The organism is Marinobacter sp. L-46 (assembly GCF_056859535.1).
On record NZ_JBSXOP010000074.1, the window covers coordinates 39172 to 53410 of the forward strand.

Annotated in this window: 15 protein-coding genes; 2 read left to right on the forward strand and 13 right to left on the reverse strand. The window is 58.0% G+C overall.

Annotated elements, in window-relative coordinates:
- Positions 1–57: 57 nt before the first annotated feature.
- Complete coding sequence (locus AC13DJ_RS12265; protein ID WP_476131269.1) at positions 58–1524, reverse strand: aldehyde dehydrogenase family protein; 1467 nt, start codon at positions 1522–1524, stop codon at positions 58–60.
- A gap of 152 nt (positions 1525–1676) precedes the next feature.
- Here AC13DJ_RS12265 and AC13DJ_RS12270 point away from each other — a divergent pair, with 152 nt between their 5' ends.
- Positions 1677–2798, forward strand: a complete 1122-nt coding sequence (locus tag AC13DJ_RS12270; protein ID WP_482933766.1) for a PQQ-dependent sugar dehydrogenase — start codon at positions 1677–1679, stop codon at positions 2796–2798.
- Between the two features lie 4 nt (positions 2799–2802).
- On the opposite strand, the gene AC13DJ_RS12275 is transcribed toward AC13DJ_RS12270, so the two are convergent.
- The gene (locus AC13DJ_RS12275; protein ID WP_022988618.1) at positions 2803–3216 is read right to left on the reverse strand and encodes a GFA family protein; all 414 of its coding nucleotides are present in this window, start codon (positions 3214–3216) and stop codon (positions 2803–2805) included.
- A gap of 87 nt (positions 3217–3303) precedes the next feature.
- Positions 3304–4074, reverse strand: a complete 771-nt coding sequence (locus AC13DJ_RS12280) for a glutathione S-transferase N-terminal domain-containing protein (RefSeq protein ID WP_482933767.1) — start codon at positions 4072–4074, stop codon at positions 3304–3306.
- Between the two features lie 253 nt (positions 4075–4327).
- Between AC13DJ_RS12280 and dacB the strand changes: the two genes are divergently transcribed.
- The gene (gene dacB, locus AC13DJ_RS12285; protein ID WP_482933768.1) at positions 4328–5899 is read left to right on the forward strand and encodes a D-alanyl-D-alanine carboxypeptidase/D-alanyl-D-alanine endopeptidase; all 1572 of its coding nucleotides are present in this window, start codon (positions 4328–4330) and stop codon (positions 5897–5899) included.
- 24 nt (positions 5900–5923) lie between these two features.
- Here the strand turns inward: dacB and AC13DJ_RS12290 are convergent, their stop codons facing one another.
- The 10 genes from AC13DJ_RS12290 to AC13DJ_RS12335 all read right to left on the reverse strand — a co-directional run bounded on the left by AC13DJ_RS12290 (position 5924) and on the right by AC13DJ_RS12335 (position 14019).
- On the reverse strand, positions 5924–6508 hold the full coding sequence (locus AC13DJ_RS12290; protein WP_072677850.1) for a NapC/NirT family cytochrome c: 585 nt from the start codon (positions 6506–6508) through the stop codon (positions 5924–5926).
- Positions 6508–6978: a nitrate reductase cytochrome c-type subunit gene (locus AC13DJ_RS12295; RefSeq protein ID WP_288372695.1), complete on the reverse strand. Its 471-nt coding sequence runs from the start codon at positions 6976–6978 to the stop codon at positions 6508–6510. The genes AC13DJ_RS12290 and AC13DJ_RS12295 overlap by 1 nt, the downstream gene beginning before the upstream one ends.
- Before the next feature lie 12 nt (positions 6979–6990).
- On the reverse strand, positions 6991–9495 hold the full coding sequence (gene napA / locus AC13DJ_RS12300; protein ID WP_482933769.1) for a nitrate reductase catalytic subunit NapA: 2505 nt from the start codon (positions 9493–9495) through the stop codon (positions 6991–6993).
- Positions 9492–9815, reverse strand: coding sequence for a chaperone NapD (locus AC13DJ_RS12305; protein ID WP_482933770.1), 324 nt, complete (start codon positions 9813–9815; stop codon positions 9492–9494). Before AC13DJ_RS12305 ends, napA begins: the two co-directional genes overlap by 4 nt.
- Positions 9808–10305 carry a ferredoxin-type protein NapF gene (gene napF, locus AC13DJ_RS12310; RefSeq protein WP_482933771.1) on the reverse strand — a complete coding sequence of 166 codons (498 nt, stop codon included), beginning with the start codon at positions 10303–10305 and terminating at the stop codon, positions 9808–9810. Before napF ends, AC13DJ_RS12305 begins: the two co-directional genes overlap by 8 nt.
- Before the next feature lie 8 nt (positions 10306–10313).
- On the reverse strand, positions 10314–10490 hold the full coding sequence (locus AC13DJ_RS12315) for a periplasmic nitrate reductase, NapE protein (RefSeq protein ID WP_288372687.1): 177 nt from the start codon (positions 10488–10490) through the stop codon (positions 10314–10316).
- Between the two features lie 147 nt (positions 10491–10637).
- The gene (locus AC13DJ_RS12320) at positions 10638–11408 is read right to left on the reverse strand and encodes an SDR family oxidoreductase (protein ID WP_482933772.1); all 771 of its coding nucleotides are present in this window, start codon (positions 11406–11408) and stop codon (positions 10638–10640) included.
- Positions 11409–11422: 14 nt separating this feature from the next.
- Positions 11423–12112, reverse strand: a complete 690-nt coding sequence (locus AC13DJ_RS12325; protein WP_482933773.1) for a histidine phosphatase family protein — start codon at positions 12110–12112, stop codon at positions 11423–11425.
- Positions 12112–13176, reverse strand: a complete 1065-nt coding sequence (locus tag AC13DJ_RS12330; RefSeq protein WP_303293638.1) for a phosphotransferase family protein — start codon at positions 13174–13176, stop codon at positions 12112–12114. Before AC13DJ_RS12330 ends, AC13DJ_RS12325 begins: the two co-directional genes overlap by 1 nt.
- Positions 13177–13197: 21 nt before the next feature.
- Positions 13198–14019, reverse strand: coding sequence for an SDR family oxidoreductase (locus AC13DJ_RS12335; RefSeq protein ID WP_232900711.1), 822 nt, complete (start codon positions 14017–14019; stop codon positions 13198–13200).
- Positions 14020–14239 lie beyond the last annotated feature (220 nt).

Consider the following 14239-nt stretch of genomic DNA (forward strand, 5'->3'; position numbering starts at 1 on the left):
ACAGTAACGCCCCGACGGACTGGGCCGGGGCTCGCTCAATTCAGAAAATGCGCCGGTTCAGAACGGGTATTGTCTGGGTGTGCGTTGCACACTGACCCACTGCACCGTTGAGAATTCCTCGATGGCCCAGTCACCGTTAAAGCGGCCCAGTCCGGAATTTTTCTCGCCACCAAACGGCAAGGCGGCCTCGTCGTTCACCGGCATATCGTTCACATGGGTCATCCCCGCCCGCACCTTTCTGGCAAAGCTCAAGCCGCGCTCAGGGTCGCCGCTGAACACCGCACTGGACAAACCAAACTCTGTGCCATTGGCAAGCTCCAGGGCATGCTGCTCGTCCCGGGCTTTCTGGATACCGGCAATCGGTCCGAAGATCTCTTCAGCACTCAACTTCATATCCGGCGTCACATCACCGAACACATGGGGAGGAAGCACCTGCCCACTCACCTCGCCTTCAAGCAAGACGGTGGCGCCTTGTGCCTTGGCGTCTGCAATCTTTTTCTGCAGGCCTTCAAGCTGGGATTGATTGATGATCGGGCCGATAGCCGTTTCGATGTCGGAAGGGTCGCCCACCCTCAGCGTTTTGACCTGGGCGACGAAAGCGGCCGCGAATTCATCGTAGCGGCTCTGGTCGACAATAATCCGATTGATGGCCATACAGATCTGGCCCTGATGCAGGAATTTACCGAACACAGCAGCCTTCGCGGCCTGTTCTATATCGGCATCATCCAGCACCACGAAGGGGCTGTTACCACCCAGCTCCAGGGCGACCTTCTTGATGTAGTCGCCACCGGTGGCAATTCGGCCGATGTTTTTGCCCACCGGAGTGGATCCGGTAAACGAAATCAGCGCCGGGGTCGGGTGGGCCACAAAGTCGTCACCAATATCCGAACCGGCACCCACCACAACGCTCAGCACACCCGCGGGCAGCCCCGCTTCTTCGAGAATACGGGCCAGTAAAAGGCCGCCGGTAACCGGCGTGTCGCTGGCGGGCTTGATGACTACCGCGTTACCAAGCGCCAGCGCCGGTGCTACGGAACGCTGGGACAGGTGCAGGGGAAAGTTCCAGGGGCTGATCACTCCAACCACCCCTAATGGCCGCCGGTAGACCAGGTTTTCTTTGCCCGGAATATCACTGGCCATGGTGTAGCCGTGAGCCCTTGCCGGCATGCTGGCTGCTTCCTGGGTGATTGCCCGGGCGCTTCCCCACTCCACCATCGCCTTCAGGCGGGTGCTGCCGGATTCGCGGATCAGCCAGTCGATGATTTCTTCTTTACGCTCGTCAAAGATCGATACGGCCCGAAACAAGACCCCGGATCGCTCGGAAGGTGCCCGGTTGGCCCACTCTTGCTGGGTAGCCTGGGCCATACGGTATGCCTTATCCAGGTCTTCAGAATTCGCCAGGCGAATGCTCACCAATTCCTCTCCGGAATAGGGGTTTAACACCGGGCGAAGCTTGTCACTGTTGCCTTCCCGCCATTCGCCCGCCAGCGGCTGCAAATGAAAATCCTGATAACGACTTGGCATTGCACACCTCCTTCGCGTTTATTCTGAACGATTCAGTGTAGCGGTTGATGACGACAGTTTTGGCCAGAATAGTGGAAAATACTGCGCGGGCCGCGGGAGTCGTAAATCGGTGCTATGGTTGACTAAGTTGATCCTCTCAGGAGTCTTTCACCATGAACGGCCGCATCCCTTTGTTGCTGTTTGCTCCTTTTCTGGCCCACACGGCGGCAGCCGGAGCTGCTGATATTTATGAGGCCGATGACCTTCGCTTTCGACTGGCGGTGGTTGCAGACAACCTCGAACACCCCTGGAGCCTCGCCTTCCTGCCAGACGGCTCGCAACTGGTCACCGAAAGGGCCGGCCGGCTTCGGGTGATTCGCGACGGGGAGCTGCACAAGGAGCCGGTTACTGGTGTGCCCGAGTTGGTAGTTGCCGGCCAGGGCGGCCTGCTGGATGTATTGCTGCATCCGGAGTTTGAAGATAACCAGATGCTGTTTCTCAGCTATGCCCACAAAAATCGTGAGGGCATGACCACCCGGGTAGCCCGGGCCAGGTTTGACGGCAAGGCGTTGAGTGATGCGGAGGTCATTTTCGAAGCCTCGCCGCGAGGCAACACCACCAGGCACTTTGCCGGGCGCATGGTGTTTGGCCAGGGTGGCTATCTATACATTTCTGTTGGTGACCGCGGCGAAATGGAGCGGGCCCAGGACACTCTGGATGATGCAGGCGGCGTGCACCGGATTACGATTACCGGAGAGCCGGCGCCTGACAATCCCTTCCTCAGCAATTCGGACATCAACGACACCTTCTTCACTTACGGCAACCGCAACATTCAGGGCATGACCCTGCACCCGGACACCGGTGAGGTCTGGAGCCACGAACACGGCCCCCGGGGTGGCGATGAAATCAACATCATCAGGGCTGGCAACGATTACGGCTGGCCGAAGGTGACCTACGGCATCGATTACTCCGGCGTTCCGATTTCCAGCAGAACCACCATGGAGGGCGTGACCGATCCCCTGCACTACTGGGATCCTTCCATCGCGCCATCGGGCATGGCGTTCTATACCGGAGAGCTGTTTCCCCAGTGGCAAGGTGATGTGTTTGTTGGTGCGCTGAAAATGCGCAAACTGGTGCGCCTGAGTCTTGATGGCGAGAAGGTTACCGAAGAGGAAGATTTACTGACCGAGCTGGGTGAGCGCATCCGGGATGTGCGCATGGGGCCAGACGGTGCCCTCTGGTTACTGACAGATTCACCAAGGGGCAAGGTCTACCGAATGGTTCCGGCGAAGTAGGCGGTCAGTGCGGGTCGTTGGTTCTTTCGGTTTTCTCGAACTGCGGAAGGTCATCGGTAATATCGAACCAGTCAGACTTCGAACCCACGTAGACATGCTGGGCCGCTTTCTTGCCGACCGGTTCGTCGAGCACGCCGATGCGCAAACGCAGAATACCGGGAATGGCGTCTACCCGGCTGTATAACTGGCTGCCACAGCAGCTGCAGAAGGCCCGGTACTTGCCTGGACGAGACTCGAATTCGGTCACCTTGTCCTCGCCCCGGGTAAAGTGAAAACGCACTTTCTGAACCGGCGCACTGGCCGAAAAGGCACTGCCGTGGGCACGGCGACACTGGCTGCAATGGCACAACGCGATGGGGCCAAGCGGGCCATCGTATTCAAACTTGATCTCGCCACACAAACACTGGCCCGTATACATCGCACTCTCCCGGAATCATCTGTCAGGTTACCGGCGCCGATGATACCTGCTCCGGGCACGATTGCCATACCCGGGGCAGCCTGCACCTCACATGGCGTATTCTTTTTCCAGGTAGGCCAGGATACGGGCAGATTCAAACAGCTTCTGGCCGGTGTTGGGGTCTTCCAGGTACGGCACCTGTACCCGACCGTGCGCCTGAAAGAACGCATCACGCTTGCCGCCAGCCTCGGGCTCATAGGGGCCGGGCTTGATGCGCTGAACGGCCGGGCCGATTTCGGTCCAATGCTCTTTGCCCAGGTTATGCAGCGTGTAGGGAATTTCGAATTCGCACAGGCGCTCGCGAACCAAACGGGAGAACGGGCTGCCCTCGAAACTCCACAAATGCAGCGCCCGGGTCGGGCGCTTGGCTGGCCGCGCGCGCATGCCCCTCAACTCACTGGCGGCGGAGCCGGCCGCACCCAGGGCCGTTTGCCAGGATTTACCTTTGTAATATCCCGGCACAGGACGATTGGCGTACTGGCGGAACAGGTACTCCACGATCGCGTCTGACTCATACAGGGTTTCACCGGTGTTCTGGTCCACCAGCAACGGAAACTGCTTTTTGCCGCCAACGGCCTCGGCTTCCGCCCGGAAAATCCGGCCGCCTTTCGGGCACGGGCGAATCTCTGCATCCAGGTGCAGGGCAGTCAACGCTTCCCTCACCTTGCGGCAGAACGGGCAGGCTTCAATATCAAAGAGAATCAGCGGCTTTTCCGGTTGCGGCACGGCCTTGACCACAAGACACCCGCGCCAGGCCGAAAACGAAGATGTGGCCACAGACTCCAGCACGTTAACCTGATGCTTGAGGGCTCGAAACATGGATGTTTCCCTTTGTTGTTGAGTATTTCAGGCATTGTCCCACATATTTTGCACTCACCATTGGCTGCAGGGTCACAAACCCGGGGTCACAGTAACTCACTGATTCACAAAGCCCACTTCTCAAATGCAACAAAACTTCAATATAAACAAGGCAACTACTGACTTTATTTAACGTCATGTATCACTTTTTTGCATAGTACAAAACGAAAAGATGGGCTATGGTAGAAAAATAAGCTCAACAGGGACTCAGGCCATGCAACAGCACGGTTCAAAGGCGAGTGCGCGCTCACTCCGGAGATTTTCAAATCACGGCCGTCTGCTGATTGCTGTGGCTGCGGCGTGTTCACTTGGCACCCAGGCCCTGGCTCAGAGCCCGGACAGCACCACCAGGGGGTTCTCCAGCTCCGGGTTATGGGCCTCCGAAATCCGCGACTACGCCACCAAATCCCTGAACAACGAGCAAGGCCTGAGCGTTGCCGCCGTGCCCCTGAACGGCCCGGGCATCGACCAGTATGTAAACGCTGACCAGCTGATGAACCCCGGCTCCATCATGAAGCTGGTAACCACCTACGCCGCCCTGGAACTGCTTGGCCCCAATCACCACTGGAATACCGATTTTCTGACCGATGGCCAGATGGTGGGCGATACCCTGGAAGGTAACCTTTATGTGCGCTTCGGCGGCGACCCGAAGCTGACCCTGGAGCGGCTGTGGGGCACGCTCAGGGAACTCAAAGACATGGGAATAAACCGCATCAGCGGCGACCTGGTGCTGGACGGCAGTTACTTTCAGGTTGATGGCGGCTTCCCGCATTTTGAAGATAATGGCAACAACCCGTACGCGCCTTTCCTGGTGGAGCCCTCGGCCTACCTCACCAACCTGAACCTGCTGCATTTCCAGGTACGGGCAGACGAGCGTGGCACCCAGGCCTGGACCACCCCCAACCTTGGCGAAGTCACCATCGACAACCGGGTAACCGCCGTGCCGGAAGGCCCCTGCCCATCCCGTCGGGACTTCAAATGGCAACCGGTGTTTCATGACGACCAGCGAGTGACCGTGCAGGTGACCGGCGAACTGCCTCAGGGTTGCCGCACCACTACCTATATGTCACTGCTACCCCACGATCACTACGCGGCCTCGACCATTCGCACGGTACTGTCAGAAATGGGCATTATCGTGAGCGGCGGCGACCGTTTTGAACAAACTCCGGAAGACCTGCGGCTGGTCATGCGAACCACCTCCCCCGACCTGGTAACCATGGTGCGGGACATCAACAAGTGGAGCAGCAACGTAATGGCCCGGCAGATGCTTCTGGCCATTGGCGCAGAAGTGCGGCAAGACTCGGACAACGATGACCGGGTAGCCGGTATCCGGGCCATTTATGACTGGCTCGAGCAGAAAGGCATCAACACCGCCGGCATGGTGATCGACAACGGCTCCGGCCTGACCCGCCATGGCCGCATCACCGCCCGGCAGGGTGCCCGAATTCTGCAGCATGCCTGGGAAAGCCGGTATGCCTCTGACCTGATGGCCTCGCTACCGATCATTGCCATGGACGGAACCATGGCCAGCCGGTTGCGCAACACCGGCATGGATGGCGAAGGGCGCATCAAAACCGGTACCCTGGCAGACGTACGTTCCATTGCAGGCTTTACTCGTGATGACAGGAACACCACCTGGGCCATCGTCGGCATGGTCAATAACAACCCGGCCTGGAATGGCCAGGCGGTGCTGGATCGCGTGCTTTACTCCCTGCATTTCCGGCCACCGGTCGGAACGTCCCTGTCCCAGTCACCGGCTGATGGCTCTGGGCCTTCCATCCAGTAAGGCCCCGCCAGTAAAAGCCTGAACCTACCGGGATACCCCGGCCATGTCAGGCAGCTTGTGCGCGATGCCCTTGTGGCAATCGATGCAGGTTTGCTCGCCGTCTGCCAATGCCGTTGAGTGCGCCTGGGACGCCCTTGGATCCTGCAGCGTGAAGTCCATCGAATCGAACTCATGGCAATTACGACACTCAAGGGAATCGTTGGCTTTCAGCCGCTGCCACTCCCGCTCCGCCAGCTCACGTCGCTTGGCCTCAAATTTCTCTGGCGTGTTGATGGAGCCAAATATCCAACCCCAGACTTCTTTCGAGGCTTCCATCTTTCGACCAATCTTGTGAGTCCAGCCGTGGGGCACGTGGCAATCTGAACATTCGGCACGTACACCTGATCGGTTAGTGTAATGGATGGTTGTTTTCAGCTCCTGATACGGGTTGCTGTACATCTCATGGCACCCTATGCAGAACTGCTCGGTGTTGGTCACTTCCAGCGCCGTGTTGAAACCACCCCAGAAGATGATCCCGGCAATAAAGCCGCTGAGCGTCAGGAAACCGAGGCTGTAGTGCACACTGGGCTTGCGCAACAGGTTCCAGTAGAGCTTCAGCCGTTTCATCATCAGCGATCTCCTCTGTTGGAGGCACGGATCACTTCATCCACGGCTTTGAAATCTGACTCCACCAGCGGCTGAGCATCGGTTTGGGGCACATGGCACTGGGTACAGAAATAGCGCCCCGGCGTAACCTCAGCCCGCACCTGAAAGTGACGATCCATAAAGTGAGTCACGCTCACCATGGGCGCACCCGCCTGCACGGCTGCCTCGCGGCTATGGCAATCCAGGCAACGGTTGAAGTTCTTGTCTACCTGATAGTCGCGGATGGCATGGGGAATCACCGGCGGTTGCTCCGGATAGTTACGCACTTCCCGTTTCACCTCTCTGGGATCACCGGCGATAGGCGGTGCGGGCAGATCCTGTCCGAGAGTTCCGCCTTTGCGCAGACCATCCGGTGAAGAGGGTGACAAATGATCACTCTCGGCATACGCCAGGAAGGCCAGGGAGGCGGCAAGCAAAAATACAAGCATTCTCATGGTGACGTCTCCTTAAGCCAGGTTAACCAGTTCCAGACGGACCGCGCACTTCTTGAAGTCGGTCTGTTTGGAAATGGGGTCCGTTGCGTCCAGCGTGACCTTATTGATCAGCTTGCCAGCATCGAAGAAAGGCACATACACCATGCCCTTGGGCATACGAACACGACCACGGGTTTCCACCCGCACACGGACTTCACCCCGGCGGCTGATCACCTTCACCTCACTGCCGCGCCGCCAGCCCTTGTCACGGGCATCATCGGCGTTCATGTACAACAGGGCATCCGGTACCGCCTTGTGCAGCTCGGACACACGGCGGGTCATCGAACCAGTGTGCCAGTGCTCCAGTACCCGGCCAGTGCACAGCCAGAACGGGTATTCGTCGTCCGGAGATTCCGCAGGCGGCTCATGGGGTACCGCGAAGATTCGTGCCCGGTTGTCCGGGTTGCCGTAAAACTGGAAACCACTGCCCTCCGCCACGTATGGGTCTGACCCTTCGCGATAGCGCCACAGGGTTTCCTTGCCGTCAACGACTGGCCATCTCAAGCCACGGGTGGCGTGGTAGGTCTCGAAATCGGCCAGGTCTTTGCCTTTGCCGGCACCAAACTGGCGGTACTCCTCGAAAATGCCCTTCTGGATGTAGAAACCAAAGTCTTTCGACTCCTGGTTCTCATAATCCGGGTGCAGGTCGTCCAGTGGATAACGGTCCACATTGCCGTTGCGGAATAGCACGTCAAACAGGGTTCTGTCCCGCGTTTCTGGTGCCTTGGCAATCAGATCCTCTGGCCACACATCGGCCACTTTGATTCGCTGAGACAGGGCCACGGTTTGCCAGAGGTCTGAGCGGGCGTCTCCTGGTGCGTTCACAAGTTGGCGCCAGAGCTGAGTCCGGCGCTCAGCGTTACCAAACGCCCCTTCTTTTTCAACCCAACCAGCGGCAGGCAGAATCAGGTCTGCGGCCTGCGCCGAAACCGTGGGATAAATGTCGGAGACAATGATAAAGGTGTCGGGATTGCGCCAGCCCGGCAGGGTTTCCTGCATGGTATTGGGGCCAGCCTGGATATTGTTGGTGACCTGAGTCCAGTACACCTTCAGTTTGCTGTCTTTCAGCATCCGGCTTTGCAGCACGGCATGATAACCTGGCTTGGCCGGGATGGTGCCCTCCGGCAGTTTCCAGATCTTCTCGGCCTTGGCCCTGTGCTCCGGATTTGCCACCACCATATCGGCTGGCAGTCGATGGGCGAAGGTGCCTACTTCACGGGCGGTACCGCAAGCGGAAGGCTGACCGGTCAGCGAGAACGGGCTGTTGCCTGGGGTGGCAATCTTGCCTGTCAGCAGGTGGATGTTATAGATCAGGTTGTTCACCCAAACGCCGCGGGTGTGTTGGTTTACGCCCATGGTCCAGAAGGTGGTGACACGCTTGTCCGGATCGGCATATAGCTTTGCCAGGCGTTCGAGCCGTTCTTCAGAGACGCCGGAGATCTCGGCGGCCTTCTTCACATCGTACTCACGGACATGCCGGGCAAAATCCTCAAACGACATATCTTCCCAGTCGTTGGCATTATTGGCGTTCTTGGCATTCTGCTCGCGCGGGTCTTCCGGCCTCAGACCGTAGCCAATGTCGTCTGCACCACGTACGAACCGGGTATGTTTACTGACGAAATCCCGGTTCACCGCGTTGCTCTGGATGATGTAATTGGCAATGTAGTTCAGAATCGCGACATCGGCGTGGGGCTCCATCACCATCGGCAGGTCGGCCAGATCAAAGCAGCGATGTTCGTAGGTTGAGAGTACGGCCACTTCGGTGCCGGGATGGGACAAACGACGGTCCGTTACCCGAGTCCAGAGAATCGGGTGCATTTCCGCCATGTTGGCGCCCCAAAGCACGAAGGCATCAGCGCTTTCGATGTCGTCATAGACACCCATCGGCTCATCGGAGCCAAAGGTCCGCATGAAGCCTGCCACCGCCGATGCCATACAATGGCGGGCATTAGGATCAATATTGTTGGAGCGGAAGCCAGCCTTGAACAGTTTGCTCGCCGCGTAACCTTCCCAGATGGTCCACTGGCCGGAACCAAACATGCCGACGCTTTCCGGACCGTGCTCCTTGATGGCACTGGTGAACTTTTCAGCCATCACATCCAGGGCTTCGTCCCAGCTGACCTCCTGGAAATCACCTTCCTTGTGAAATTTGCCGTCGCGTTTGCGCAGCAAGGGCTTGGTCAGCCGGTCGCGACCGTATAGAATCTTCGACAGAAAGTAGCCTTTCACACAGTTCAGACCACGGTTCACTTCCGATTGCGTGTCGCCATGGGTCGCCACTATCTGGTTGTCTCTGGTTGCGACCATCACACTGCAACCGGTGCCACAAAAACGACAGGGCGCCTTGCTCCACTTGAGCTCAGTGAGCTCGGCATTCGTGATCAGATTACTGGCCGCCGCCGGTATCGACAGGCCGGCAGCAGATGCCGCCATGGCCAGCGCATTGGCTTTTGCGAATTCACGTCGTGTCAGGTTCATGACATTGCTTCCTGTTGTTCTGTTTCTGACTGTCCTGTAGCAATCAACTGTTGCCTTGCCTCTTCGGGCGACATCACTTCGTGGTAAACCAGAATGCATTCCAGAATGCCTGGCGCACTCTCAATCAACTCCATGGCACCGAGCAAATCCTGATGGCTACTACCCTCTGCCAGAACCACCAGTTTCCCAATCGGGTCTCGAGTGCCCTCTTCCAGGCCTGGCGTTTGTTCAAGCAGTTCAAGAACAGCGTCCAGAGACTCCGGGCGCACGTGTACCAGAAAACTGGCAATGTGAATTTCGGCTTTCTGCGAATCAGGCATGGGCTGGCTCTCTCTGTTCCTGAGTAATCAGACTGATGGCACCTTCAGGGCACACGGCGACGCAGGCACCACACCCGGTACACTCGTCTTCGGCAATCTCCGGGACGGCGACATGAGCAAGCCTGGGTGGAAATCGGATGGCCATTGGCTCGCAGGCGTCGCGGCAGGTCTGGCAATGGATATTGGCTTTGGCAAGGCAGTTATCCTGCACCTGGGCACGCCAGGGAAATGCCTCACGGTCCAGGTCAAACACCGGTTCCGGGCAGGACCTGGCGCATTCCCCACACAATGTGCAGCCTTCGCCGGTAAAGCGGATTTTCGGAAAACCACCGTCACCACTAAACAGCACGTCTTCCGGGCAGGCTTCAATGCAGCGATCGCAACGGGTGCACTGGTCAGTGATGGCCTGGGTTGTCCAGGGCGGCCGCCACTCAGACGCAACTGCCCTGCCGCCGCGCAGAAACAGCCGGCGGGACTCGTTCACAGCCATGGTCGCCCCTATCCCCCGGGTGGCCCCGGCGGGCCCATGAATATCTGGGACATCCAGACCAGGAAGCCGTAGCCGCCCACCACGGCAACGGCCAGGATGGGAAACAGGAAGACGATGATGAAGACAAATAGCCGGAATTCGCTGCTCTTGCGCTGCTCCGGCGTCAGTGGTTGGAGGTCGTCCATAAACCCGCCTTTTTTATGTGTGTATTCATTACTGTAGTCAAACAGAGCAATCTTGGCAAAAATCAAATTTGGTATTTCTTTGGAGGTATAGACACAAAAAAGGGCCGGAGATGACGAATTCTCCGGCCCTTTTCATTCTGGCTGTGATTAAACCGTCAGGTAACCACCGTCCGCGTTAATGCAGGCGCCGGTGGTGTAGCTGGAAGCATTGGACACCAGGTACAGCACGGTACCGGCCATTTCGTCCGGATCGGCCACCCGCTTCATAGGAATGTGGGCCATGGCCTGCTTTTTGATGGCCTCGTTGGTTGTCAGGGCGCTGGCGAACTTGGTATCAGTCAGGCCCGGCAACAAGGCATTCACCCGCACATTCTGCTGGCCCAGCTCCATGGCGAAGGACTTGGTCATGGAAATTACCGCTGCCTTGGTCACCGAATAGATGCCCTGGAAGTGGCCGGGGTTTACGCCGTTAACCGACGCCACGTTTACAATGGAACCGCCGCCGTTTTTCTTCATCATCTTAGCGCCACGGGCACACATGAAGAAGTAGCCGCGGATGTTCACGTCCACGGTTTTGTTGAAGGCACCTAAATCGGTATCTTCCACCGGCCCAAAATACGGGTTAGCGGCGGCGTTGTTGACCAGGATATCCACCTTGCCGTGCTCGTTGGCAATGTGCTCCCACACCGCTTCAATCTGGTCCATCTCACCGATGTGGCAGGCGAAGGCTTCAGCGCTGCCGCCGTCTTCCCGGATGCTGCTGGCCACGGCTTCGCAACCGTCAATCTTGCGGCTGCTGACAATCACGTGGGCGCCGTAATGGGCCAGTGTGCGGGCAATGCTCTCTCCGATACCACGGCTGGCGCCGGTTACCAGGGCGACTTTGCCAGTCAGGTCGAACAGGTTTTTGTTGCTCATGGAATTCCCTCAGCTTATCGGAATGTCACCAGGGCGGGGTCTTCCGCTTCCAGGTGGCTATAGTTGTTGAATACGGCCAGGCTGCGCCGGGAGCCGGAATACAGAATGCGGGACACGCTGGTGTTGGCAATCACATTGTTCATCTCCAGCGCCTTGCGGTCTGACAGTTCAAGCAGGCGCTGGGCAATGACCGCAATGGGGCCGCCAGAGGTAGACACAATCACATCGGCACCGTCCGCCAGCTCAATCAGCTGATCCAGTGCATGGCCAACCCGCTGCCGGAATCCGTTCCAGGTTTCGCTGTATTCCTGATCGAACTCGCCACTCACCCAGCGGGTCACCGCCTTCTCGAAAGCCTGCTGGAAGGCTCTTGCAGGTTTGGGAAAGCTGGCGAGGTCCCGCGCCATCACCTGTTTATCCGCCCATTCCGGGCGCAGGCGCTCCACCACTTCCAGATGATCAAACTCGTTCAGGCCTTCCAGCACCTGCATATCCGGCAGGCTGACACCGTAACCGGTGGTGATCGCCTCGACAGTTTCCCGATGGCGCTGCAAGTTACCGCCAAAAATGGCGCCGGGTTCTACCTTGTCCGCCAGCCAGCGGCCCAGAATCTTGCCCTGCTCCCAGCCGCGGGGAGACAACTGATCGTAGTTTTCCTTGCCAAAACTGGCCTGGCCATGGCGTACCAGATAGATGGTGGCCATTACAGGGTGCTCTCGCGGATCAGCCGCTGGCAGCGCTTCTCCAGGTAGTTGGCGGCATGGCCAAAGGCGGCAAAGCGCTTGTCCTTGGTCTGGCCGTGGTAGAAGCGGTAATAAATTTGTTGGATAATCACCGCCAACCGGAACAGGCCATAGATTTCATAAAAATCGAACTTTTCGGCACGAAATCCGGACTTCTCCATGTAGTAGTCCACCACTTCCTTCCGGGTCAGCATGCCAGGGCGGTGGGTGGGCTGGCGCCGAAGCATCTGGAACGGGCCTTCATCGTCCGCTTCAATCCAGTAGGCCAGGCTGTTGCCCAGATCCATCAGCGGATCGCCGATGGTGGCCATTTCCCAGTCCAGCACGCCGATCACTTCAAACGGGTTGTCCGGGTTAAGCACCACGTTGTCGAAACGGTAGTCGTTGTGGATCACCACCTGGGCAATGTCGTCCGGCATCTTGTCATTGAGCCAGGCCATCACTTCTTCAAAGTCACCCACGTCTTCCGTACGAGCCTTCCGGAACCGATCGCTCCAGCCGCCAATCTGCCGCTGCACGTAACCGGCGCCCTTACCCAGCTTGTCCAGGCCTGCGGCCCTGGCATCCACGGTATGCAGGTCTACCAGCTTGTCGATCACGTTCAGGCACAGCTTGCGGGTGTCTTCAGCGCTCAGCTCGAAATCCTTGGGGAAGTCCTGGCGCAGAATGATGCCCTTGAGCCGTTCCATCACGTAGAAGTCACAGCCCAGAACGCTGTGATCGTCGCAGATGGCGACAATATTGGGCACGTAGGGATACGCCGGCTTCAAGGCCTCCATTACGCGAGCTTCCCGCAGCATGTCATGGGCAGACTTGGCAATCTTGCCGAACGGCGGCCGGCGCAGCACGTAAGACTGGTCGCCGTAATCCACCTGATAGGTCAGGTTGGACGCACCGCCCGGGTACTGCTTGATGCTCGGCTGGCCTTCCAGGCCCGGAATGGCCTGCTTCATGAACCGGTCGACGGCGCTGATATCCAGCTCTTCGCCTTCGCGGATGTCTACGGCCTGGTCGATCTGTGTCATTCAATCTCTCCTGTGATGTGTTCAGGCGTTCGCCTTGCCACCCATCTTGCTCATCCAGCGCTTGGTTTCCTGGTGCATCAACCAGTCAAACGCCCAGGGCGCATGGCGCTTGAGCACCCACATACGGCGCTCCTTGGCGTGGGGCAGCACCCAGAAATCCTTGTCTTTCACACTGCGGAAAATATCCTCGGCCACGTCTTCGGCGGTAATGCTGGAGCGCTTCATCAGCTTGTTCACGTTCTGCTGGATACCGGGAATGTCCGAACGCATGGTGCTGGTCAGATTGGTCTGAAAAAACGCCGGGCACACGCAGCTGACATGAATACCGGCATCCCGCAGCTCCTGGCTGAGAGTTTCAGACAGAGCAATGACTCCGGCCTTGGAGACATTGTAGCTGTCCATCAAGGGGGCAAGCATGAGTCCGGCCATGGAGGCTACGTTCACAAACGCGCCGGAGCCCTGCTCCTTGAACAGAGGCGTGAAAGCTTTGCAGCCACGCACTACGCCCAGTACGTTGATGTCGAGGATCCATTCCCAGTCTGCCATGGTGGTGTCTTCAATGGAGCCTGCGGAGGCAACGCCGGCGTTGTTGACGACAACGTCCACACCACCCCATTTCTGTACCAGGTCATCACGGACTTTCTCGAAGTCGCTCAGGCGGCGTACATCACATTCAACAAAGTAGCCTTCGCCACCGGCGTTGTTCAGCTCCGCTTCAACGGCTACACCCTGTTCCGGGTTGATGTCCCCGATGCAGACTTTCGCGCCCTCTTTGGCGTACCGCAATGCAATCGCCCGGCCCAGGCCACTGGCCCCGCCGGTTATGAATACCCTCTGTGTCATGTTCGTGCTCACCGTTTCTACGTTTGAGTTCATGTTCTTATTGAGTAAGAGTTGGTGCTGGAAGGGCCTGTCCAAAAACCGCTACGAGCACATATATGTAGACCTCTTGTTGCGCAAGCCTCCCAAGCTCTCGGTGGTGTAAAAAGTTAACTGGGTAAAACTGCGCACATATATCCGGCCTTTATGATGAGTCACTCCGGTGACTCTGGCCTCAATGAAA